This is a genomic window from Nonomuraea spiralis, assembly GCF_014648435.1.
Classification (GTDB): Bacteria; Actinomycetota; Actinomycetes; order Streptosporangiales; family Streptosporangiaceae; genus Nonomuraea; species Nonomuraea spiralis.
On record NZ_BMRC01000012.1, the window covers coordinates 155,103 to 177,788 of the forward strand.

At 72.4% G+C, this 22,686-nt stretch carries 17 protein-coding genes; 12 read left to right on the forward strand and 5 right to left on the reverse strand.

Annotation, left to right across the window (positions count from 1 at the left end; genetic code table 11):
* Nucleotides 1-4 precede the first annotated feature (4 nt).
* The gene (locus IEZ27_RS28850; RefSeq protein ID WP_189650125.1) at nt 5-1,966 is read right to left on the reverse strand and encodes a HelD family protein; all 1,962 of its coding nucleotides are present in this window, start codon (nt 1,964-1,966) and stop codon (nt 5-7) included.
* Nucleotides 1,967-2,033: 67 nt separating this feature from the next.
* On the opposite strand from IEZ27_RS28850, the gene IEZ27_RS28855 reads away from it, so the two are divergent.
* The 5 genes from IEZ27_RS28855 (at nt 2,034) to IEZ27_RS28875 (ending at nt 6,404) form a co-directional block, all read left to right on the forward strand.
* Nucleotides 2,034-2,648 carry a TetR family transcriptional regulator gene (locus tag IEZ27_RS28855; protein ID WP_189650126.1) on the forward strand — a complete coding sequence of 205 codons (615 nt, stop codon included), beginning with the start codon at nt 2,034-2,036 and terminating at the stop codon, nt 2,646-2,648.
* 256 nt (nt 2,649-2,904) lie between these two features.
* Complete coding sequence (locus IEZ27_RS28860) at nt 2,905-3,567, forward strand: lysophospholipid acyltransferase family protein (RefSeq protein WP_229824434.1); 663 nt, start codon at nt 2,905-2,907, stop codon at nt 3,565-3,567.
* A gap of 78 nt (nt 3,568-3,645) precedes the next feature.
* Nucleotides 3,646-5,220, forward strand: a complete 1,575-nt coding sequence (locus tag IEZ27_RS28865; protein ID WP_229824435.1) for a penicillin-binding transpeptidase domain-containing protein — start codon at nt 3,646-3,648, stop codon at nt 5,218-5,220.
* A 75-nt stretch (nt 5,221-5,295) separates the two neighbouring features.
* The gene (locus IEZ27_RS28870; RefSeq protein ID WP_189650129.1) at nt 5,296-5,940 is read left to right on the forward strand and encodes a GntR family transcriptional regulator; all 645 of its coding nucleotides are present in this window, start codon (nt 5,296-5,298) and stop codon (nt 5,938-5,940) included.
* Nucleotides 5,937-6,404 carry an OsmC family protein gene (locus tag IEZ27_RS28875; RefSeq protein WP_189650130.1) on the forward strand — a complete coding sequence of 156 codons (468 nt, stop codon included), beginning with the start codon at nt 5,937-5,939 and terminating at the stop codon, nt 6,402-6,404. Before IEZ27_RS28870 ends, IEZ27_RS28875 begins: the two co-directional genes overlap by 4 nt.
* Nucleotides 6,405-6,437: 33 nt before the next feature.
* On the opposite strand, the gene IEZ27_RS28880 is transcribed toward IEZ27_RS28875, so the two are convergent.
* Nucleotides 6,438-6,719 carry a DUF3040 domain-containing protein gene (locus IEZ27_RS28880; protein WP_125642768.1) on the reverse strand — a complete coding sequence of 94 codons (282 nt, stop codon included), beginning with the start codon at nt 6,717-6,719 and terminating at the stop codon, nt 6,438-6,440.
* Nucleotides 6,720-7,047: 328 nt separating this feature from the next.
* On the opposite strand from IEZ27_RS28880, the gene IEZ27_RS55320 reads away from it, so the two are divergent.
* From IEZ27_RS55320 to IEZ27_RS28895, 3 genes are all read left to right on the forward strand, one after another.
* On the forward strand, nt 7,048-9,222 hold the full coding sequence (locus IEZ27_RS55320; protein WP_189650131.1) for an elongation factor G: 2,175 nt from the start codon (nt 7,048-7,050) through the stop codon (nt 9,220-9,222).
* A 276-nt stretch (nt 9,223-9,498) separates the two neighbouring features.
* Nucleotides 9,499-12,669: a S41 family peptidase gene (locus IEZ27_RS28890; protein WP_189650132.1), complete on the forward strand. Its 3,171-nt coding sequence runs from the start codon at nt 9,499-9,501 to the stop codon at nt 12,667-12,669.
* A gap of 167 nt (nt 12,670-12,836) precedes the next feature.
* Nucleotides 12,837-14,120 (forward strand): glycosyltransferase family 4 protein, encoded by a 1,284-nt coding sequence (locus IEZ27_RS28895; protein WP_229824436.1) that lies wholly within the window; start codon nt 12,837-12,839, stop codon nt 14,118-14,120.
* Between the two features lie 29 nt (nt 14,121-14,149).
* On the opposite strand, the gene IEZ27_RS28900 is transcribed toward IEZ27_RS28895, so the two are convergent.
* Nucleotides 14,150-15,070, reverse strand: a complete 921-nt coding sequence (locus tag IEZ27_RS28900) for a S1C family serine protease (RefSeq protein WP_189650134.1) — start codon at nt 15,068-15,070, stop codon at nt 14,150-14,152.
* A gap of 152 nt (nt 15,071-15,222) precedes the next feature.
* On the opposite strand from IEZ27_RS28900, the gene IEZ27_RS28905 reads away from it, so the two are divergent.
* On the forward strand, nt 15,223-15,936 hold the full coding sequence (locus tag IEZ27_RS28905) for an HNH endonuclease family protein (protein ID WP_189650135.1): 714 nt from the start codon (nt 15,223-15,225) through the stop codon (nt 15,934-15,936).
* Here the strand turns inward: IEZ27_RS28905 and IEZ27_RS28910 are convergent.
* Entirely contained in the window at nt 15,933-16,763 is an 831-nt protein-coding gene (locus IEZ27_RS28910) for an SGNH/GDSL hydrolase family protein (protein ID WP_189650136.1), read from the reverse strand. The genes IEZ27_RS28905 and IEZ27_RS28910 overlap by 4 nt on opposite strands.
* 217 nt (nt 16,764-16,980) lie before the next feature.
* Between IEZ27_RS28910 and IEZ27_RS28915 the strand changes: the two genes are divergently transcribed.
* Complete coding sequence (locus IEZ27_RS28915) at nt 16,981-18,210, forward strand: isochorismate synthase (RefSeq protein ID WP_189650137.1); 1,230 nt, start codon at nt 16,981-16,983, stop codon at nt 18,208-18,210.
* Nucleotides 18,211-18,227: 17 nt separating this feature from the next.
* On the opposite strand, the gene IEZ27_RS28920 is transcribed toward IEZ27_RS28915, so the two are convergent.
* Complete coding sequence (locus tag IEZ27_RS28920) at nt 18,228-18,848, reverse strand: YigZ family protein (protein WP_229824437.1); 621 nt, start codon at nt 18,846-18,848, stop codon at nt 18,228-18,230.
* A gap of 133 nt (nt 18,849-18,981) precedes the next feature.
* Between IEZ27_RS28920 and IEZ27_RS28925 the strand changes: the two genes are divergently transcribed.
* Entirely contained in the window at nt 18,982-21,009 is a 2,028-nt protein-coding gene (locus tag IEZ27_RS28925) for a hydantoinase/oxoprolinase family protein (protein ID WP_189650139.1), read from the forward strand.
* The gene (locus IEZ27_RS28930; RefSeq protein ID WP_189650140.1) at nt 21,006-22,658 is read left to right on the forward strand and encodes a hydantoinase B/oxoprolinase family protein; all 1,653 of its coding nucleotides are present in this window, start codon (nt 21,006-21,008) and stop codon (nt 22,656-22,658) included. Before IEZ27_RS28925 ends, IEZ27_RS28930 begins: the two co-directional genes overlap by 4 nt.
* Nucleotides 22,659-22,686: the final 28 nt, after the last annotated feature.

The window sequence follows — 22,686 nt, forward strand, 5'->3', positions numbered from 1 at the left end:
AGGCTTATGACGGGCGAGAAAGCTGGGCCGGAAGGGGCTGCGCGTGGACGACGTCGAGCCGGGAGACCGCCCGGGTGAGGGCGACGTACAGGCGGTTGAGGCCGCGTGGCTCGGCCGCGACGACGGCGGCCGGCTCGGCCAGGACCACGTGGTCGTACTCCAGGCCCTTGGCCGTCGAGGCGGGCATGACGCTCAGCCGCTCGCCGAGGTCCAGCCCCTCGTTCCACAGCGCGCAGGTGATCGCCTCGACGTGGGCATCGGCCGCGATCACCCCGATCGACCCCTCGAACGCCCGCGCCTCCCGTACGGCCTCCACGACGCCCTTCTCCAGCTCGGCCACCCGGACGACACGCAGCCGGCCGTCCGAACGGTGGGAGCGGGTGGGCGGCACGCCGGCGTCGAGCGCGGCCAGCAGCCTGTTGGCCAGCTCCACGACCGCGCCAGGCACGCGGAAGCCGGTGGTCAGCTCGACGATCCGGCCGCCGGGCTTGCCGAGCAGGTCCAGGTGCTCGGGCCACGACCTGGCCGCCCACGGGGTGGTGCCCTGGGCCAGGTCGCCGAGGACGGTCATCGAGCCGTGCTCGCTGCGCCTGGCCACCGCGCGGCACTCCATGGGCGACAGGTCCTGGGCCTCGTCCACGATCACGTGGCCGTAGCCACGGGGGCGTTCGAGCAGGCAGGCCAGCTCGTCCAGCAGCACCAGGTCGGCCGGGGTCCACCTGGCGGCCTTGACGCCGCGCGGCGGCCTCGGCCAGGCGATGGCCGCGCGTTCCGCGTCGGTCAGGATGCCCTCCGGCGGGGCGCTGAGCACCTCGCACAGCACGTCCTCGGGGCGGGCGGCGGGCCAGGCGGCGTCGAGCGCCGGGGTGACGGCGCGGCCGATCCGGCGTTCCCAGGCCGCGTTGCAGGTCTGGCCGCGGGCCTCGGCCTGCCGACGCATCGACGCGACCACCCTGGCCCTGACCCGTTCGCGGCCGACCCCGTACGGGAGCCCGGCCCGCCTGGCGTCCTCCACGACGCGGCGCAGTTCGTCCTCGCCGACCCGCCAGTGGTAGGAGCCGTCGGAGGCCACGGCCGGCTCGGCCGGTCTGCGGATCCGGCCGTACAGGGCGCGGCGCAGCACCTCGGCCATGCGGGCGTCGTGCTTGACCGCCGCGGCCGGCGCGGAGTCGGCGGCCCGTACGGGGTAGGCGCCGAGCAGTCCTTCCAGGGTGGTCTGCTCGACGTCCACCTCGCCGAGGGCGGGCAGGACGGCCGAGATGTAGCCGAGGAAGGCCCGGTTCGGGCCGAGCACCAGGACGCCGGCGCGTTCGAGGCGGCGGCGGTGGGCGTACAGCAGGTAGGCGGCCCGGTGCAGGCCGACCGCGGTCTTGCCGGTGCCGGGCGCGCCCTGTACGCAGATCGTGGTGTCGAGGTCGGCGCGGACCAGGTCGTCCTGCTCGGGCTGGATGGTGGCGACGATGTCGCGCATGGGGCCGACGCGGGGGCGTTCGATCTCGGCGGCCAGGATCGTGCTGCCGCCCTCCTCGCCCGCGCCCAGGCGTTCGTCCTCGAAGCCGGTCAGCGTGCGGCCCGACCAGCCGAAACGGCGGCGTACGTCGACGCCCTGAGGGTCGCGGGCGCTCGCTCGGTAGAACGCGCGGGCCACGGGCGCGCGCCAGTCGATCACCACGGGCGGCCCGCCGTGCTCGCCGGTGATGTGCCGCCTGCCGATGTGGTACGCCCGGCCGCCGTGCTCGGCCGAGTCCCGGCCGAAGTCGAGCCGGCCGAAGAACGGCGGCCCTTCGGGCTCCTCGCTCAGCTCCTTGGCCAGGCTCTTGAGGTGGCGGCCCAGGCGTTCGGCGCTGTATCGGTCGCCGGCCACGGTCTCACCGACGATCACGTTCTCGCGTGCGCCGTCCAGCATCCTGCGCAGCCCCGCCCTGCATCGTTCGACGTGGCGCCGTTCGTCGTCGAGCGTTCCCATGCCCACCCCCCAGAGCGTTAACTCGGTTAAGACATTAACCAGGTTAACACTTTGATAGGCTGTGGTCATGACAGGACTGCGGGAGCTGCAGCGGCAGCGGGTGCACGAGGCCATCTCGACGGCGGCGATCGCGCTCTTCCTGGAACGGGGCTTCGACGAGGTGCCGGTGACCGAGATCGCGGCGGCGGCCGGGGTGTCCAAGCCGACGCTGTTCAAGTACTTCCCGACCAAGGAGGACCTCGTCCTGCACCGGTTCGCCGACCACAAGGGCGAGGCCGCCCGCGTGGTGCGCGGGCGCGCGCCCGGCGAGCACCCGGTCGCGGCGCTGCGCCGCCACTACCTCGACGGCCTGGCCGCCCACGACCCGGTCACCGGGCTCAACGACCACCCCGAGGTGCTGGCCTTCCACCGGATGGTGTTCGACACCCCCAGCCTGGCCGTACGGCTGTTCCACCACATGACCCAGGACGAGGCCGAGCTGACCCACGCCCTGGCCGAGACCATGGACGAGCTGACCGCCGCGCTGCTGGCCGCGCAGGTGCTGGCCGCGCAGCGGGTGCTCGCCCGCCGCACCTGGGCACAGCTCGCCGGCGGACGCCCCTTGGCCGAGGCGGAGGCCGACGCCGTACGCGCCGCCGAGCACGCCTTCGCGCTGCTGCCGGACACGCCCGCCGCGTCCTGAGCCCTTGCGTGCGGGTCACGCCCGTGCCATCTGGTGGGCACGATTACCTCCAACGCCGGAGGCTGTGCTTAACTCGGAAATGCCGATGTGGCTGTGTCCCCCGGGCCGCAAATTACCGCCTTCACGGAATACCGTTCGGCTGGAGCCGTGTTGTGCACCTCGCCGAGGAGGCGACCACCACATCGGCCTTTAAGCTTTCCGGGGCCCCGCTGCCTTAGGGTGTCATGGCTGACCGCCGATGATCCAGGAGAGCCCGTTGCTGTACGAAGTGGTCAAGTTCGCCGCCGCGCCGCTCGCCCACGCGATGTGCCGGCCGCACATCACCGGCGCCGCGAACGTGCCGAGGAGCGGGCCCGCGATCCTGGCGGCCAACCACCTCTCCGTGCTCGACTCCTTCCTGCTGCCCGCGCTGCTGCCGCGGCACGTCACGTTCACCGCCAAGAACGAGTACTTCGACGGCAACCCGGTCTCCGGCTTCTTCATGCGGATCGGCGGCAGCCTGCCGATCGACCGCGAGAGCGCCCACGCCGCGCAGGCCATGCTCGACGCCGCCGCCGACCTGCTGGAGCGCGGCGAGCTGTTCGGCATCCACCCCGAGGGCACCCGCTCCCCCGACGGCCGCCTCTACCGCGGCAAGATCGGCGTGGCCTGGCTGGCGCTCAAGACGGGCGCGCCGGTGTTGCCGGTGGCGCTCAAGGGCACCGAGAAGGTGTTGCCGGTCGGCGCGAAGGTGCCCAGGCCCGCCAAGATCGGCATCTCCATCGGCGGGCCGTTGCGCTTCGAGGGCGACCACACCAAGGCGCGCGACCGGCGCCGGGTCACCGACGAGATCATGGCCGCCATCCAGAAACTGTCCGGCCAGGAGTACGTCCCCGCCTACGCGGCCAGCCACAAGAGCACATCCGAGGGGACGGCCTGATCCAGGACCGCTAGGCTCTGACACCTGTCGTCGAGGATCGGGGGGCTGACCGTGGCGCGGGGCCGCACCATCGCGATCGTGTCCGTGTCCGCCGTGCTCGTGGCGGGTGCCGCGGGCGGGGGCGCCTACTACCTGCTGCGTACCAGGGGCACGCCGGCCGAGACGGCGCAGCGTTTCGCCGCCGCCTGGCAGGCGGGCGACAAGGCCGCCATGACCGCCGAGCTGGCCACGCCGCAGCAGCTCACGGCCTACGACCAGCAGCGTTCGGCGCTCGGCGTGGAGTCGGCCACGGTCAAGCTGGGCCGCATAACCGAGGGCGACGGCCGGGCGCGGGTCCCCTACACCGCGACGCTGGCGCTCAAGAACATCGGCTCCTGGTCCTACGACGGCCAGATCGACCTCGTGGTCGCCGACCGTACGTGGAAGGTCGACTGGCGGCCCACCGCGCTGCACCCGCAGCTGACGCAGGGGGCGACGTTCGCCGTCAAGACGAACTGGCCGCAGCGGGCCGCGATCACCGACGCCGACGGCGGCCGCATCGACGGCGGCACCTCCGGCGGTTCGGTGCAGCAGCTCGTCGGCTACCTCGACAAGGCCACCAAGAAGGACGTCGCCAAGCTCGGCTCCTCCTACAAGACCGGGCAGGCCATCGGGCGCGGCGGGTTGCAGGAGACGTTCCAGAAGCGGCTGGCCGGCACCCCCACCACCCAGATCCAGCTCGGCGGCAAGACGCTCGGCACCATCGAGGGCACCGGCGGCAAACCGGTCGAGACCTCGCTCGCCCCCCGCGCCCAGGCGGCGGCGGTGGCCGCGGTCAAGGGCGTCGAGAAGCCCACCTCCATGGTGGCGATCCGGGCCTCGACGGGCGAGATCCTGGCCGTGGTCAACAACCAGGGCGGCTTCAACCGGGCCCTCGACGGCCGTTACGCGCCGGGCTCGACGTTCAAGGCGGTCACCGCGATCGGCCTGCTGGCGGCCGGCATGTCCCCTGCGGACAAGGTCACCTGCCCGATGTACGCCACCGTGGGCGGCATGAAGATCCGCAACTCCGAGAAGGAGGAGTTCGGCTCGCTGTCGTTCCTCGACTCCTTCGCCCACTCCTGCAACACCACCTTCGCACCCCTGGCCGAGCAGCGGCTCGGCGCCGACAAGCTGCTGAAGACGGCCGAGGCCGTCGGCTTCAACCAGCCCCTGAACATCGGCGTGCCCGCCACGAAGGCCAGTTTCCCGAGGGCCCAGTCCGACGCCGAGCTGGCCGCCGAGTCCTTCGGCCAGGCCCGGATCACCGCGAGCCCGCTGTCGATGGCCTCGGTGGCCGCCGCGATCGCCGACGGCACCTGGCGCCCACCGACGCTGGTGCCCAGCCTCAAGCAGAAGGCCGAGGACCAGGCGCTGCCCAAGGGGGTCAAGGAGCAGTTGCACGGCATGATGGCGGCCGTGGTCTCCAAGGGCACCGCGCGCAGCTCCGGGCTGCCCGCCGGCACGTACGGCAAGACGGGCACGGCCGAGTTCGGCACCGGCGAGAAGCTCGACACCCACGCCTGGTTCATGGGCTTCAAGGGCGACGTGGCCTTCGCGGTGGTCGTGGAGGGCGGCGGCACGGGCGGCAAGGTCGCGGCCCCGGTGGCGGCGACCTTCCTCAAGGGCCTCTGAGCCCCTCCCCCACGGCTCTTCGCCCGGCGCGGCCACCTTTGCATGCAATGTATGCAAAGCGCTAGAGTCCCGTACGTGCAGAGCGATGTGGCCTGGAGCCGGCTGCGGGAGCTGATCCTCGACGGGACCTACCCGCCGGGGGCGCGGCTGACCGAGACAGACGTGGCGGCGGCCCTGGAGATGAGCCGTACCCCGGTGCGCGAGGCGCTACGGGCGCTGACCGCCGACGGGCTCGTACGCCCGGCCGGGCGCGGGGTGGTGGTCGTGGCCCTGGAGGCGTCCGCGCTGGAGGACGCCTACCAGGTACGCGCGGCCCTGGAGGCGCTGACCGCCGAGCTGGCCGCCACCCGCCAGGGCGAGGGCCGCATCGCCCCCGCCGACCTGGTCTCGTTGCGCGACGTCGCCGACGCCACGGCGGACGCCACCGCGCGGGGCCGCATGGCCGAGGCCGTCGGGCTCAACCGCCGTTTCCACCGGCGGATCGCCGAGCTGGCGGGCAACGCCGTCGCGCTGCACACGCTGGAGCGCGTCTGGGACCAGATCCAGGTCTCCACGCTGCGCTCGCTGGCGCCGCCGTCGCGTCCGGCGCACGTCTCCAGCCAGCACGAACAGCTCCTCGCCGCGATCATCGAGGCCCGGCCGCAGGACGCGGCGGCCATCGCCAGGGCGCACGTCCTCGACACCCGTGCCGTCACCCACAGCAAGGACGGATTCACATGACCCGGAACCACACCTACGACACCACCGTGTCCTGGACCGGCAACCAGGGCACCGGGACCAGCGGCTACCGCGACTACAGCCGCGCCCACGACCTGGCGGCCGAGGGGCCGCCGGTCATCGCGGGCAGCTCCGACCCCGCCTTCCGCGGCGACCCCGCCCGCTGGAACCCCGAGCAGCTCCTGGTCGGCTCGCTCTCGCAGTGCCACATGCTGTCGTACCTGCACCAGTGTGCCGTGGCGGGTGTCGTGGTCACCGGTTACACCGACAACGCGGTCGGCACGATGGCCGAGAGCGGCGTCGGCGGCCACTTCACCGAGGTCGTGCTCCGGCCCGAGGTGACCGTCGCCGTGCCGGAGATGGCCGAGGCCGCCCTCCGGCTGCACGAGGACGCCCACAAGGCGTGCTTCATCGCGGCCTCGGTCAACTTCCCGGTACGCCACGAGCCGACCGTGCGCACGGCCTGAACGTCCCCGGAGGCCGGGACGCGATGAAAGCGGTCAGCGCGAGGCGGCCAGGGCCACGGCGGTGGCGGCCTCGTGCTGGAGCACCATGATCAGCAGGGTGGCCACCAACGTCGCGATGAGCACCCAGCTGATCACGATGATGACCGTCGACCGGCGCGGCCGGCGCCGGGCACCCGGCTGCCCCTTCGCCCTCGCCTCGCTGCGACGGGCCCGCTCGTTGAACGACTCCAGCCGGGCGACGAGACGTGGATCGTCATCGACGAGGTGCTGCTCGATCTGGGCCAGCATTCGTTCCTCGTCCTGCGACCAGGCCATAGGGGCACCTCCGGAACGCAAGCTCTGTGGCGTGTTTCTCCCCAACCATGAAGATCATTAGCCTTCGCATGACCGGCCAATTACCGGCTCTTTTCAGAGGGCGTTTCGCGGTCGAACGCCTGTTCTAATCATGGGCTGTGCTGCGAGGATCCCCGCCTGACCGGCCCGGCCCTCTGTGGGCCCGGTTAAATCGGTGGTCCGCCGGTTCGCCTCGGTGACAGGATGGCCGGGCACTTGCCGGACGACGTTCAGGAGCATGAGATGCGGCGCCGCCACGGAATCTCCCAGCGCCCCATTGGCACGAGAGTTTTCGAGGGCTCCTCCACTCATGCACATCCTGAACATCGGCATCCTCGCGCACGTCGACGCGGGCAAGACCAGCCTCACTGAACGGCTGCTGTTCGAGACCGGGGTCATCACGCGCCTCGGCAGCGTCGACGGCGGCAGCACCCAGACCGACACCGGTGAGATCGAACGCCGTCGCGGCATCACGATCCGTTCGGCGGTCGCCTCGTTCACCCTGGGCGATCTGCGGGTCAACCTGGTGGACACCCCGGGCCACGCCGACTTCGTGGCCGAGGTCGAACGCGCGCTCGGCGTGCTCGACGGGGCCGTCCTGGTGGTGTCGGCCGTGGAGGGCGTACAACCGCACACGCGGGTCCTGATGAAGACGCTGCGGCGGTTGCGGCTGCCCACACTGATCTTCGTGAACAAGGTCGACCGGATGGGGGCGCGGGAGGCGGGGGTGCTCGCCGAGATCCGGCGGTGGTTGTCGCCGCGGGCGGTCCCGCTGAACACGGTGACCGACATCGGCGTCGCCTCCGCCGCCACGCGTCCCTACGCCTTCGCTCCCCTTCTCGCGGCTGGCCACGTGCCGGCTGATCGGGCCGCCGTCGGCGCCCTCCCCGTCGGGGTGACGGCGCGCGGTGGCGTGGAGGAGGTGGTGGGGGCCGGTGGGCCCGTCGAAGCGGCGGGCGTGACCGCCCTCCCGGACGCCGACGGCCTCGCGGAGGGCCGTCCCGAGGGCGAGGGAGGCGCCGGTGGGCTTGCGGGGGTCGGGGAGGCGGCTGAGGTGTTGGCCGACGGGGACGACGGGCTGCTGGAGCTGCTGGTCGACGGGGTGGCGCCGGGGGCGGGGCAGGTGCGGGCGGCGCTCGCGGCCCAGTGTGCGGCGGGCGAGGCGCATCCCGTGTTGTTCGGGTCGGCGATCACCGGCCAGGGGGTGGCCGAGTTGCTGGGCGCGGTCCGGTTGCTGCCCGCCGTGGCCCAGCCGCCGTACGACGACGAGCCGTACGGCCCCACGGCGACGGACGGACCCGCGCCGGCCGCGAGCGCGGCGACAGCACCGGCGCCAGGCATACCGGAACCCCACCCTGCCGGGCCCCAGGGGGCTGCGGTGGGGGTCGTGTTCGCCGTGGAGAGGGGGCGGAGTGGCGAGAAAGTGGGTTATGTGCGGTTGTGGGGTGGCGGGTTGCGGGGGCGGGAACGGGTGACGTTCCTGCGAGGGGAAGTGGGAGGTGGGGTCCGGGAGTATGACGGGCGGCCCACCGCGGTGGTCGTCGTCGGGTCCGGGGCGCGGCGGGCGGTGTCGGGGGACATCGCCAAGGTCTGGGGGGTGCCCGAGATCAGGGTCGGCGACCGGCTGGGCGAGCCGGGCCCGGCCGGGCAGGCCCACTTCGCCCCGCCCAGCCTGGAGACCGTCGTACGTCCCCGCCTCCCCGGCCACGAGCCGCGCCTGCACGCCGCGCTGATCGCGCTGGCCGAGCAGGACCCCCTGATCGCCACCCGTACGCTGCCCGGCGGCGAGACGTCGGTCCTGCTGTACGGCGAGGTCCAGAAGGAGGTCATCGGCGAGACCCTGGCCAGGGACTTCGGCGTCGAGGCCGGGTTCGAGCCGAGCCGTCCGGTCTACTTCGAGCGCCCGTCGGGCACCGGCGAGGCCAGGGAGGAGATGCGGTACGCCGGGGGCGCGTTCATGGCGACCGTCGGCCTGCGGGTCGAGCCGGTCGCGCCGGGCTCCGGCGTCGTCTACCGGCTGGAGGTCGACCTGGGCTCGTTGCCGCCGGCCTTCCACCGGGCGATCGAGGAGAGCGTACGGCACACCCTGGGCGAGGGGCCGCACGGATGGCCGGTCACGGACGTGCTGGTCGCGTTGACCGCGACCGGGTACGCCTCCCCGGTCACCGTGGCGGGCGACTTCCGCGGGCAGGCGCGGGCCGTGCTGACCGACGCGCTGCGCCGGGCCGGGACCAGGGTGTACGAGCCGTGCCACCGCTTCGAGCTGGAGGTGCCCGCCGACGCCTTCAACGCGGTGTCCGCCCGCCTGGCCGGTCTGGGCGCGGTCCTGGACGGCACGAGCAGGCAGGCCGAGACCTGGGTGCTCGAAGGGGAGATCCCGGCGGCGGCCGTGCACGAGGCCGAGCGGCAGTTGCCGGGCCTGTCGCACGGCGAGGGGGTGTGGTGGTCGCAGCCGTCCGGAGATCGCCCGGTGCGCACGCGATAAGCGGCATGTCGGTTTTCCGGGGATAGATGGGTATTAAACCGCCATAGTGTGCCAATCGGGCGCAATCAGTACAGGGGGGATATTCGATGGCTGACACGAAGAAGAAACCCGCCGCCAAGTCCGGCAAGGCCAAGAAACAGGCCATCAAGTCCAGCCGGCAGGCCAAGGAGACCAAGAAGGAAACCAGGAAGACCGACGAGGGATGACCTCGTGAGGTGAGTCGCGCAGCCGAGGGCCGGCGGCCCTCGGCTGTCCGGTGGAGGAGGAGCTGCACATATGTCGGCCTATCTCCGCTTTCCGACTGTTTTTCAGGACGTGGTGGTGTTCGCCGCCGAGGACGATCTGTGGATGGTGTCGGCCCAGGGCGGCCGTGCCTTCCGCCTGACCGCCGGCGCCGCCGAGGCCGGCTACCCCCGTATCTCCCCGCGCGGTGACCAGATCGCGTTCGTGGGCCGCGAGGAGGGCCCCGAGGAGGTGTACGTGATGCCGTCCGTCGGCGGCGCCGCGCGCCGGGTCACCTTCCACGGCGCCCGCTGCACGGTCACCGGCTGGGACCACGAAGGCCGCATCCTGTACGCCAGCGACCAGTCCCAGCCGTTCGCCGGGCGCAAGTGGCTGCACCGGGTGACGCCGGGCGGGGTGCCGGAGCGGCTGCCGTACGGACCGGCGAACTCGATCGCCTACGGCCCCGACGGCATGATCGTGCTCGGCCGCAACACCGCCGACCCCGCGCGGTGGAAGCGCTACCGCGGCGGCACGGTCGGCGACCTGTGGATCGACACCGACGGCGACGGCGAGTTCAGGCGGCTGATCCGGCTGCCGGGGAACCTGGCCTCGCCGTGCTGGAGCGGCCGGCGGATCTGCTTCCTCTCCGACCACGAGGGCGTCGGGAACGTCTACTCGTGCCGCCCGGACGGCCGGGACCTGCGCAAGCACACCCACCACGAGGACTACTACGCGCGCAACCTGTCCGGCGACGGCCACCGCCTCGTCTACCACGCCGGCGCCGACCTGTACCTGCTGGAGCCGGACAGAGAGCCGGACAGAGAGCCGGGCGGGGAGCCGGGTGACGTCCCGGGAGGGGAGCCGGGTGAGCGGCCGCGGCGGCTGGACGTGCGGCTGGCCAGCTCGAGGACGCAGCGCAACCGCAGGTTCGTCGACGCCGAGGACTACCTCGACAGCGCGACCCTCAGCCCCGACGGCAGCGCGCTGGCGATCACCGCGCGCGGCAAGGCGTACGCGATGGCCGACTGGGAGGGCCCGGTCAGCCAGTACGGCGAGCCGGACGGCGTCCGCTACCGTTTCCTGACCTGGCTCAACGACGGCGTGCGGCTGATCGCGGCGGCCAGCGGCGAAGCCGACGAGGAACGGCTGGTGATCCTGGAGGGCCACGAGGGCGGCTGCGGCACCGAGGTGGCCAGGCTGGGCCGGATCAACGAGCTGGTCCCCGACCCCGCGCACGACCGCGTGGCCGTGGTCAACCACCGCCACGAGCTGCACCTGCTGGACCTGGCGACGGGCGTGGCCACGCTGGTGGAACGCAACCCGCACGGGCCGCCCGAGGACCCCGCCTGGTCGCGCGACGGGTGCTGGCTGGCCTACGCCGGGCCGCTCAACGCCCAGACCACCGCGATCAAGCTGCACCACCCCGAGTCCGGCCGGACGGTGGCCGCCACCGAGCCGGTGCTCAAGGACTCGATGCCGGCCTTCGACCCGCAGGGCCGCTACCTGTACTTCATCGGCCAGCGGGTCTTCTCGCCCGTCTACGACCAGTTGCAGTTCGACCTGGGCTTCCCGCTGGGGACGCGGCCGTACGCGATCGCGTTGCGGGCCGACGTGCCCAACCCGTTCGTGCCCGGCCGGCGTCCGCTGAACGGCAAGGACGAGGAGGAGGACGAGCCGGAGGAGGCCGTCCGGGTGGATCTGGACGGGCTGGCCCGCCGCGTCACCGCCTTCCCGCTGCCGGAGGGCCGCTACGAGGGCGTGGCCGGGCTCAAGGGCAAGGCGCTGCTGCTGACCAGCCCGCTGGAGGGCGAGAACACCCTGCACCTGTACGACTTCGCCAAGGGCAGGAACGAGACGTTCGCCGAGGAGGTCACCGCGTTCGAGCTGGGCCGCGACCACAAGACGCTGCTGTACCGGGCTGGGAGCCGGCTGCGGGTGGTCAAGGCGGGCGAGGTCCCCGAGCACGACGACGACCCGCCGGGACGCGAGAGCGGCTGGATCGACCTGACGCGCATCAAGGTGTCGGTGGCCCCGGAGTCGGAATGGCGGCAGATGTTCCGCGAGGCGTGGCGGTTGCAGCGGGAGAACTTCTGGACCGAGGACATGGCCGGCGTCGACTGGCCGGCCGTCTACGACCGCTACGAGCCGCTGGTGGACCGGGTCACCACCCGGGGCGAGTTCTCCGACCTGCTGTGGGAGCTGCACGGCGAGCTGGCCACCAGCCACGCCTACGAGAGCGGCGGCGAGTACCGCCCGGGGCCCGACTACAGCCAGGGCAAGCTGGGCGTCGACTGGGACTTCCACGACGGCGTCTACCACATCCGCGCCGTCGTGACCGGCGACCCGTGGGACCCGGAGGCCACCTCGCCGCTGAACCGGCTGGGGCTGGACGTACGTCCCGGGGACGCGGTGCTGGCCATCAACGGCGCGCCCATCGGCCTCGCGGCCACCCCGAACGAGCGGCTGGTCAACCAGGCCGGCGAGGAGGTCGAGCTGACCCTGCGGCGCGCGGAGCGGGTCTTCACGGTGACCGTGCGCGCCCTGGCCGACGAGCGGCCGGCCCGCTACCGCGACTGGGTCAACCTCAACCGCGCCGAGTGCCACGAACGTTCCGGCGGGCGGGTCGGCTACCTGCACGTCCCCGACATGGGCACCGAGGGGTTCGGCGAGTTCCACCGGGGTTTCCTGGCCGAGTACGACCGGCACGCGCTCATCGTGGACGTGCGCTTCAACGGCGGCGGGCACGTCTCGGCGCTGCTGCTGGAGAAGCTGGCCAGGCGGCGGCTCGGCTACGACTATCCGCGGTGGGGGGATCCGGAGCCGTACCCGCCGGAGTCGCCGCGCGGCCCGCTGGTGGCCATCACCAACGAGTGGGCGGGCTCGGACGGCGACATCTTCAGCCACACCTTCAAGCTGCTCAAGCTGGGCCCGCTGGTCGGCAAGCGCACGTGGGGCGGGGTGATCGGCATCTGGCCGCGCCATCAGCTCGCCGACGGGACGGTGACCACCCAGCCGGAGTTCTCCTTCGCCTTCGACGACGTCGGCTGGCAACTGGAGAACTACGGCACCGATCCCGACATCGAGGTGGACATCACCCCGCAGGACTACGCCAGGGGCGTGGACACGCAGCTCGAACGGGCCATCGACGTCGCCCTCGACCTGCTGGCGGAGCATTCGCCGCATACGCCGGATCCGTCGCATCGGCCGGGAATGCAACCTTAGGCAGCCCTCCGGCGTCTAAAGATCATAGGTGGGGTAAGCGCACAGGGGATGAATTGTGCACTCCGCCCACGCGCGGCACGGCCGCCGGCCACGCGCGTCAGCGAAGACAACCGAGCACAAGGGGGATCATCCAGGTGCGCGCATTGGCACGCAGGGGCAAATCGGCGATGGTCCGGTTGTACAGGGGGTACAACCGGCGCAAGGCGCGCAACGCGCCGCCGCCCTCGACCGACCGCATCCGGATCCTGCTGTTGCACGCCAACGGTATGGGCGGCACGATCAGGACTGTGTTCAACCTGGCCGGCTACCTGGCCGAGCAGCACGACGTCGAGATCGTGAGCATTCTGAAGGAGACCGAGGAGCCGTTCTTCCCGATCGACCCGCGGGTGCGGTTCCGCTTCCTCGACGACCGGCTCAAGCCCAGCCCGGATCCGCTGCGGGCGATGTTGTCGAAGTTCCCGAGCAAGCTGATCCCGCCGGAGGAGACGGCCTACCACCGCTTCACGCTGTGGACCGACTACAAGCTGGCCCGCTTCATCCGTTCGCTCGACACCGGCGTGCTGATGGCCACGCGTCCGGGGCTCAACCTGGCCATGACGCAGTTAGCGCAGCCGGGCGTCATCACCATCGGGCAGGAGCACGTGGCCCTGCGCACCCAGGCCGAGCCGATGCAGAAGCTGATCAAGTGGCGGTACCGGCGTATGGACGCCCTGGTCACCCTCACCAAGGCCGACCTGCGCGACTACCGCAACACCCTGCCGAAGAAGCCCAAGAAGCTGGCCCGCATCCCCAACGCCGTGCCGCCGATGACCGGCGAGGTGTCCAAGCTGGACGCCAAGGTGGTCGTCGCGGTGGGCCGGATGACTCGGCTCAAGGGCTTCCACCGGCTGATCACCGCGTGGGAGACCGTCGCCGCCGCGCATCCGGACTGGAAGCTGCGCATCTTCGGCGCCGGGCCGCAGGAGGAGAACCTGGCGGCGCAGATCGTCGAGGCCGGGCTCGAGGGCAAGGTGGAGCTGCCGGGGCCGACCAGCGACGTGGGGGCCGAGCTGGAGAAGGCGTCGATCTTCGTGCTCAGCTCGCGGCACGAGGGCTTCCCGATGACGATCCTGGAGGCCATGGCCAAGGGGCTGGCCATCGTCAGCTTCAACAGCCCGCACGGGCCCAAGGAGATGATCACCGACGAGGTGGACGGGCTGCTGGTCAAGCCGCGTACCAACGCCAATCTGGCGTCCTCGATCATCCGGGTGATCGAGGACGAGCAGCTACGGCGGTCGCTGGCGGCCGCGGCGCTGGAGACGGCCCGCACCTACGACGTGGACGCGATCGGCCAGAAGTGGGACGACCTGCTGGCCGAGCTGCTGGCCCGCCGCAACGGCACGTACGTGCGCCCGCCCCGCCCGGCCCCCGAACCCGCCGACGAGCCCTCCGCCCCGGCCGAAGTGCCCTAGCCGCGGGGACGAGAGGCGTTCACACGCGTTCACACCTCCGAGCCGGTGAGCTCCACCGGCTCGGCGATGACGTCGACCAGGGCGCCGTTGCGGTGGACCGTGATCTGCAGCGGCCGCCCGATCGCCTCGGCGAACATCAGCCGCTGCAGGCTCTGCGCGTCGCCCACCGGGTGGGCGCCCGCGCTCAGCACCAGGTCGCCGGCGCGCAGCCCGGCGCGTCCGGCGGGCGAACCGGGCACGACCTCCACCACGCGCAGCGCGCCGACCTGCCCGGTGCGCCGCCGCAGGTGCTCGGGCAGCGGCGCGGGCGAGGTCACCAGGCCCAGGAACGCCCTGCGCACCCGGCCGTCCCTGATCAGCGCCGCGATGATGGAACGCGTGGTGGCGTTCATCGGCACCGCCAGGCCGACGCCGACGCCGGCCACCGCCGTGTTCACGCCCACCACCCTGGCGTGCGAGTCGGCCAGCGCGCCGCCGGAGTTGCCGGGGTTGAGCGCGGCGTCGGTCTGGATCACGTCCTCGATCAGCCGTACGTTGGAGCCGCTGCGCGCCGGCATCGACCGGCCCAGCCCCGAGACCACCCCGGCCGTCACCGACCCGGCCAGCCCGAGCGGGTTGCCCACGGCCACCACGAGCTGCCCCACCACCAGCTCGTCGCTGTCGCCGAGCACGGCCGGCTCGGGCGTGGGCGTCCGGGCCCTGATCACGGCCAGGTCCGACAGCGGGTCGCGGCCCACCACCTCGAAGTCGCCCGACGTCCCGTCGGCGAAGGCGACCGTGCCCGCGCGAGAGGAGCCGACGACGTGCGCGTTGGTCAGCAGGAACCCGTCGGCGGTGAACACGACCGCCGACCCGCTCCCCCGGCCGGCCCGCACACCGGCCACCTTCGGCAGCAGCTCGGCCGCCACGGACGAGACGACGCGCGAGTAGGCGTCGAGGGGATCCGCCATCACGTGCTCCTTTGCTTACAGGATTACACGGTAACTCCGGAACAGCCCGTACGCTCGCCCGAGACGATCAGTCAGCAAAGCCTTCCGTGTCAAATCCCGCGATGCCGGGAATTCTCTAGACAACTTCGCCCATCGGAGCCACGGAGAGCCGCTTGAGCACGAAGGACGCCATCGCGATCCTCGCCGGAGCCGTCATCGTCGTCTCCTTCGTCAGCACCGCCAAGAGCCCGGCCGCCACCGCCGCCAGCCCCCTCAGCAACGCCAGCGGGACGCTGCCCGGCCTCGCGCCCGTCCTGTCCGGCGGGGACAAGGCCAGGGCACGCGCCCTCATCCACCGCTTACGCGTCAAGGGCCGCGGCCCCGGCACCGGCTACGCCCGCAGCCGCTACGGCGAGAACTGGGCCGACAACGCCACCGGCGTCCCCTACGCCCGCAACGGCTGCCGTACCCGCGACGACCTGCTCGCCCGCGACGGGACGGGCGTGACGTACCGCCCCGGGTCGAGCTGCGAGGTCGTCGCCATGAAACTGACCGACCCCTACACCGGCCGGCTCATCTCCTGGCGGAAGGCCGACGCCGACGAAGTGCAGGTGGACCACGTCGTACCGCTCAACTACGCCTGGCACATGGGCGCGCCGCGCTGGGCGATGGCCAAGCGGCTCGACTTCGCCAACGACCCGCTCAACCTGCTGCCGGTCGACGGCCGGGCCAACGAGGAGAAGGACGCCTCGGGCCCGGCGGGCTGGCTGCCGCCCCAGCGCCGCGTCCGCTGCGCGTACGTCACCCGCTTCGCCCAGGTCGCCCTGAAGTACGGCCTGCCGGTGACCGGGGCCGACAAGGACACCATGCTGGCCCAGTGTCGTTAGCGGGGGTCGATCCAGGCGAAACCATGCTCGAACGTCTGCTCGGCCAGGGCCCGCTGACCGTCGATGTTGGGGTGGAAGAAGTCCCACTTGCTGACGTGGTCGAGCGTGAACGGGAAGGAGAAGATCGCGCCCTCGTCGGTGTCGCAGGACGGGCCCATCTCCGCGCAGGCCCCTGCCGCCTCCCTGTTGTAGGCCATCACCCGCGCCCGCACCCGCGCCCGGCGCTCGGCGTCGGCCTTCTTCATCGAGGCCGGGTCGGCCAGCATGGTCGGGCAGATCTTCCCGACCGTCCAGAACGTACGGGCCAGCGGGTTGTCCTTGCCGACCTGCCACAACCGCCGCAGGTCGGGGACGCTGGCGATGAACACCCTGGCCTGGGGCACCCCGGCGCGCAGCGCCGACAGCGCCGCGTCCAGCCGCTGGCGGTAGAGGGCGACCGGGGTCATCTCCCGTTCGGTGCGGCGGCAGGCGTCCTGGGCGCCTATGAGGATCGTCACATAATCGGCCTTGGCCGCGATCGCCCTGTCGACCTGGCCGGCCAGATCGGCGCTCGTCGCGCCCGGCACGGCGAAGTTGTCACGCTGGAGCGTTCCACTCAGGTCGTGCAGTCGCAGGTAGTGGCTGACGACCTGCGCGTTGTCGCCGGCCGACCAGGAACGGGCCTCGCAGGAGACGTACCAGCCGCAGGAGTTGAACCCCGTGGAGATGGAGTCGCCCAGCGTCGCCATCGTCTCGGGGACGGGCTGAGCTGCGGCGACGGCCTGCGCGGGCCCGGAGGCGGCCAGGACCAGGACAGCGGTGACGACGGGGGACAGACGACCGATCATGGTGCCAAGGTAGGGAGCTGATCAAGGTCGCACCATGACCTTGAGGCAAGGTCTGTCATTTCAGGACCGTCTTCCTATCACCGCTTGACAGTCCGTACGCGTGCAGGTTGCCCCCCACACACCTCAACGTCCGGTTTTTTCCTGGTTCGTGGGCCGTAACAACGCATTCACGGGGGTCCGAGTCGAACGTGTTCAGTTCCCGCATAGAGTGTCTTGAGTGAGTGTCGCGCTCGGAACAACCCGCCCGCTACCGGTTCGCACCACCCCTGTAGGCGACCCCGGTGACCTGCTGGCATCCCTCCCGAAGACGGCGCCCTACGCCTGGGTCAGGAACGGCGAGGGCCTGGTGGGGTGGGGTCAGGCCGCCCAAGTCGCCGTGCCGCCCGGCCCCGGCCGGTTCGCCTGGGCCCGCCAGTGGCTGCACACCGTCTTCGGCGACGCCCACGTCGACGACGCCGTACGCACCCCCGGCTCCGGGCCCGTCGCCTTCGGCACCTTCACCTTCGACGAGGACGCCCCCGGCTCGGTCCTCGTCGTCCCGCGCGCCGTCCTCGCCCGCCGCGGCGGCCACGCCTGGCTCACCACCATCGGCGAGGCCCCGCTGGAGACGTTCAGCCCCGTCCGCGAGCCCGGCCGCATCAGCTACGGCGACGGCAGCCTCAGCGCCCCCGAATGGGAACACGTCGTCGCCCGCGCCGCCCGCCGCATCCGCGACGGCGAGCTGGAGAAGGTCGTCCTCGCCCGCGACCTGGTCGCCACCGCCGAGCACCCCATCGACGTACGCCTGCTGCTGACCCGGCTGGCCCGGCGCTACCCCGAGTGCTACACCTTCTCCGTCGCCGGGCTCGTCGGCGCCACCCCGGAGCTGCTCATCCGCCGTACCGGGCAGGAGATCGAGTCCCTCGTCCTGGCCGGCACCACCGCCCGCGGCACCGGACCCGCCGACGACGTCGCCCGCGGCGCCGCGCTGTTCGCCTCCCAGAAGGACCGCCACGAGCACGAGTGCGCCATCGCCTCCGTACGCCAGACCCTCGCCCCGCTCTGCGCCTCGCTCGACACCCCCGACGAGCCCGAACTCCTCGTGCTGCCCAACGTCCAGCACCTGGCCAGCCACGTCACCGGCCGGCTGGCCGACGGCGCGTCCGTCCTCGACGTGGTGGCCGCCATGCACCCCACCGCCGCCGTCGGCGGCACCCCGACCGACACCGCCATCAAGGTCATCCGCGAGCTGGAGGGCATGGACCGCGCCGGCTACGCGGGCCCGGTCGGCTGGATCGACGCCCACGGCGACGGCGAATGGGGCATCGCCCTGCGCTCGGGGCTGATCGAGGGCAACCGCGCCCGGCTGTTCGCCGGCGGCGGCATCATGGGCGACTCCGACCCGGCCGCCGAGCTGGCCGAGGCCCAGGCCAAGTTCCGCGTCATGCAGTACGCCCTGGAGGGCTGAGCGCTCCGGACAGGCCCCTATCCGGGCACGTGCACGCCCTCGCCCACGTCGACGCGCGCCCGGCCGGCCGTCAGCCCGGCCACCCACTCCCCGAACGCCGCCACCTCGTCCTCCCCCACCGCCACCGCGAACGTCACCCCGGCCGCGTACGTCACCTCGCGCAGCGCGTACCGGGAGGCGCGCAGGTCGTTCTCCACCCGGCCGGCCTGGTCGTGGGCCACCGAGATGCGTACCAGCCTGGCCGGGACCATCCGCACCGGCTCCACCTGGTCGAGCGTCTCGGTCACCGCTCCCCCGTAGGCGCGCACCAGCCCGCCGGCGCCCAGCAGGACACCGCCGAAATAGCGGGTGACGACCGCGACCACGTCGTTGAACCCCCGGCCGACCAGCGCCTGGACCATCGGCGTGCCCGCCGTGCCGCCGGGCTCGCCGTCGTCGTCGCCCTTCTGCAACCGCTGCCCGATCACGTACGCCGTGCAGTTGTGGGTGGCGCCGGCGTGCTCGCGGCGGCGCCCGGCGATGAAGGCGGCGGCCTCCTCGACGGTACGGGCGGGGGCCAGCGCGCAGACGAACCGGGAGCGCCGCACCTCGGTCTCGTGCTCGACGCCGGCCGCGAGGGTGAGGTAGGGCTGGGACACGTCCGCCAGGCTACCGCCTTTACGTTGTAGATTCGCAGGCGGGAGCCCGTCCGAGCAGGATGCACGGGAAGGGACCCGCCACTGTGCAGGACGCACAGGAGGCGGGCCCGGCCCGGCGCGTACGGTGCGGCGCATGACCTATCGCGTCGCCATGGACATCGGCGGCACCTTCACCGACGTCGTCTGCTACGACGAGCGTACGGGGGCCGTCACCGCCTCGAAGGCGCCCACCACGCCGGGAGACCTGGCCGAGGGCGTGTTCGCCGCACTCGCCCGGGTCGTGGACGACCCCGCCGCCATCTCGTTCTTCGTGCACGGCACCACGCAGGGCCTCAACGCGCTGCTTGAGCGCAAGGGCGCGCGGGTGCTGCTGCTGGCGAGCCGGGGCGGCGGGGACGTCTACACGATCGCCCGCGGCAACCGGGACCGCATGTTCGACCTGCGCTACCGCAAGCCGTCCCCGCTCGTGCCGCGCCGGGACGTCATGGAGGCCGGCGGCCGCCTGGACTACCGGGGCCGCGAGCTCGAACCCCTCGACGAGGAGGCGGTGCGGCGGGCCGCGCGGCGGGCCCGCGAGGAGGGCTTCGACGCGGTCGCCGTGTGCCTGCTGTTCTCCTTCGCCGACCCGGCGCACGAGCTGCGGGCGGGCGAGATCCTGCGGGCCGAGCTGGGCGAGGACGTGCTCGTGGTGCTCTCGCACGAGGTCGCGCGGGAGTGGCGGGAGTACGAGCGCACCTCCTCGGCGGTGCTGGAGGCCTACACCGGGCCGGTCGTGCGCACGTACCTGGCCGGGATCGAGCGGCGGTTCGCCGAGCGCGGGCTGCCGGTGCCGGTGCACGTGATGCAGTCGTCGGGCGGGCTGGTCAACGCCTCGTACGCGATGCGGCGGCCGTTGCAGACCCTGCTGTCGGGGCCGGTCGGCGGCACGATGGGCGGCGTCGCCGCGGCCCGCATGCTGGGCCGGGAGAACGCGATCTGCGTGGACATGGGCGGCACGTCCTTCGACGTCTCGCTCGTCGTCGGCGGCCGTCCGGACGTCAGCGCCGAGGCCCGCGTCGAGGGTTACCCCGTCCTCATGCCGATCGTGAACCTGCACACCATCGGCGCGGGCGGCGGCTCGATCGCCTACGCCGAGGCGGGCGCGCTGCGCGTCGGCCCGGAGTCGGCCGGCGCCGTGCCCGGTCCGGCCTGCTACGGCCGGGGCGGCACGCGGCCCACGGTGACCGACGCGAACGTGGTGCTCGGCCGGGTGGACCCGGCCTGGTTCGCCGGCGGGCTGATGACGCTGGACGAGGAGGCCGCCGGGACGGCCGTGGTCACGCTCGCCGAGGAACTGGGGCTCGACCCGCTGCGGCTGGCCGAGGGCGTGTGCGACGTGGCCAACGCCAAGATGGCGCAGGCGATCCGTACGCTGACGGTCGAGCACGGTGTGGAGCCTCGGGAGTTCGCGCTGGTGGCCTTCGGCGGCGCGGGGGCGATGCACGCCGTGTTCATCGCCCGCGAGCTGGGCATCTCCGAGGTCGTCGTCCCGCGTTTCCCGGGGGCGTTCTCGGCGTGGGGCATGCTGGAGGCGGACGTGCGGCGGGATCTGACGCATCCGTACTTCCGGCCGCAGGACACGCTCGACGGCACCGACATGTCCCGAAATTTGGGGACTTTGGAGCGGGAGGCTCTGGAGGCGCTGGCCGGGCAGGGTGTCCCGGAGCGGCGGCGCCGGGTCGAGCACGCCGTCGACCTGCGCTACGAGGGCCAGGACTACACGCTCACCATCCCGCTGCGCGACGCCGCCGAGCCTGGCGAGCCGGGCTTCCTCGCCGCGATCGCGGCCCGCTACGCCGAGGCGCACACCAGCCGCTACGGCCACGCGACGCCCGAGGCGCCGGTGGAGTTCGTCATGCTGCGCAGCACCGGCTTCGGCTCCTTCCCCCGGGCCGCCGCCGCCACCGGGCAGCCACCGGAGGAAACGGCCGGCGACGTCCGGGACGTGATCTTCGACGGCGTGCCGCACCGTACGCCGGTCCTGCGGCGGGCGGGCCTGACCGGCTCGTTCGCCGGGCCCGCGATCGTGGTCGAGGAGACCGCGACCACGGTCATCCCGCCGGGCTGCCTGGCGGCCATCGACGACAACGGCTTCCTCATCGTGAAGGTGGACGTCCAATGAGCGACCCGACGATCGGCCCGGCCATCGACCCGGTGACCACCGAGATCATCCGGTGCGCCCTGCTCCAGGCGGCCGAGGACATGAACACCACCCTGATCCGCAGCTCGTACACGCCGGTCATCTACGAGGCCAAGGACTGCGCGGTGGCGCTGCTCGACCGCGACCACAACGTGCTCGGGCAGTCGTCCGGGCTGCCGATCTTCCTGGGCAACCTGGAGGTCTGCACCCGCGAGACCGAGCGCGTGTACGGCCGCGAGGTGTGGGAGGAGGGCGACGTGTGGGTGCTGAACGACTCCTACATCGGCGGCACCCACCTCAACGACGTGACCGTCTACGGCCCGATCTTCGCCGGCGGCGAGCTGGCCGGGTTCGCCGCCTCGCGCGCGCACTGGCTGGACGTCGGCTCCAAGGACCCCGGCGGCTCGATGAACTCCACCTCGATCTTCCAGGAGGGCCTGCGGCTGGGCCCGGTCAAGGTGTACGCGGGCGGCCGGCCGTGCCGCGACCCGCACGAGGTGATCTCCAGGAACGTGCGTTTCCCGCACGCCACGCTGGGCGACCTGCGGGCCCAGGTGAGCTGCGCGATGACCGGGCAGCGGCGGCTGCGGGAGATCGTCTCGCGCTGGGGCCTCGAGACGGTCATGGCCGCCCGGGACGAGATCTTCGCCCAGACCGAGCGCATGGAGCGCGCGGCCATCGCCGCCATCCCCGACGGCGTGTACGAGGCGTCCGGCTTCCTCGACAACGACGGCATCGACCTGGACACGCCGCTGCCGGTGAACGTGACGGTCACGGTGTCGGGCGAGTCGGTGCACGTGGACCTGACCGACTGCGCCGACCAGGCGCTCGGGCCGGTCAACTGCGGCGCGGCGCAGGCCGTGGCGGCGGTGCGGGTGGGGTACAAGCTGCTGGTGTCGGGGGACGTGCCGCTGAACGGGGGCTCGTTCCGGCCGCTGAGCGTCGAGACCAGGCCGGGTTCGATGCTGGCCGCCGAGGCGCCGGCGGCGTGCCAGTACTACTACTCGCACCTGGGGCTGCTCATCGACCTGGTGGTCAAGGCGCTGGCCCCGGCGCTGCCGGGCAAGGCGGCGGCGGCCTCGTACGGGGACTCGATGATCGTGCAGTTCACCGGGACGGACCCGCGTACCGGGAAGTTGTACGTCTCCCAGGAGGCCACGGTCGGCGGCTGGGGGGCGTGGGAGGGCGGCGACGGCGAGTCCTGCCTGATCAACAACGTCAACGGCTCGCTGCGGGACATGCCCATCGAGGTGCTGGAGACGTTGTTCCCGGTCCGGGTGCGCCGCTACGAGATGCGGCCGGACACCGGCGGCGCCGGACAGTGGCGCGGCGGGAACGGCGTGGTGCGGGAGTACGAGTTCTGCGGCGACACCTCGCTGTCGTTGTGGTTCGAGCGCTCGGTCACGCCCGCGTGGGGCCTGGCGGGCGGCGCGGCGGGCGCTCCCCCTCGGGTGACGCTCAATCCGGGCACGCCGGGCGAGCGCGAGATGCTCAAGGTCAACGCCCTGCCGGTGTCGGCCGGGGACGTGCTGCGCTGCGAGTCCGGCGGAGGCGGCGGCTACGGGCCCGCCGAGCGCCGCTCCCCGAGTGCGCGGGCCGCCGACCTGGCCGAGGGCATGACCACAAACTGATCCACATTCGTAGGAGAATCGAACGGAT

Excerpts from the sequence above, each read along its gene's own strand:
- IEZ27_RS28850 (WP_189650125.1), bottom strand. The coding sequence starts at position 1,966 with ATGGGAACGCTCGACGACGAACGGCGCCACGTCGAACGATGCAGGGCG.
- IEZ27_RS28855 (WP_189650126.1), top strand. The coding sequence starts at position 2,034 with ATGACAGGACTGCGGGAGCTGCAGCGGCAGCGGGTGCACGAGGCCATC.
- IEZ27_RS28875 (WP_189650130.1), top strand. The coding sequence starts at position 5,937 with ATGACCCGGAACCACACCTACGACACCACCGTGTCCTGGACCGGCAAC.
- IEZ27_RS28880 (WP_125642768.1), bottom strand. The coding sequence starts at position 6,719 with ATGGCCTGGTCGCAGGACGAGGAACGAATGCTGGCCCAGATCGAGCAG.
- IEZ27_RS55320 (WP_189650131.1), top strand. The coding sequence starts at position 7,048 with ATGCACATCCTGAACATCGGCATCCTCGCGCACGTCGACGCGGGCAAG.
- IEZ27_RS28890 (WP_189650132.1), top strand. The coding sequence starts at position 9,499 with ATGTCGGCCTATCTCCGCTTTCCGACTGTTTTTCAGGACGTGGTGGTG.
- IEZ27_RS28895 (WP_229824436.1), top strand. The coding sequence starts at position 12,837 with ATGGTCCGGTTGTACAGGGGGTACAACCGGCGCAAGGCGCGCAACGCG.
- IEZ27_RS28900 (WP_189650134.1), bottom strand. The coding sequence starts at position 15,070 with ATGGCGGATCCCCTCGACGCCTACTCGCGCGTCGTCTCGTCCGTGGCG.
- IEZ27_RS28910 (WP_189650136.1), bottom strand. The coding sequence starts at position 16,763 with ATGATCGGTCGTCTGTCCCCCGTCGTCACCGCTGTCCTGGTCCTGGCC.
- IEZ27_RS28925 (WP_189650139.1), top strand. The coding sequence starts at position 18,982 with ATGACCTATCGCGTCGCCATGGACATCGGCGGCACCTTCACCGACGTC.
- IEZ27_RS28930 (WP_189650140.1), top strand. The coding sequence starts at position 21,006 with ATGAGCGACCCGACGATCGGCCCGGCCATCGACCCGGTGACCACCGAG.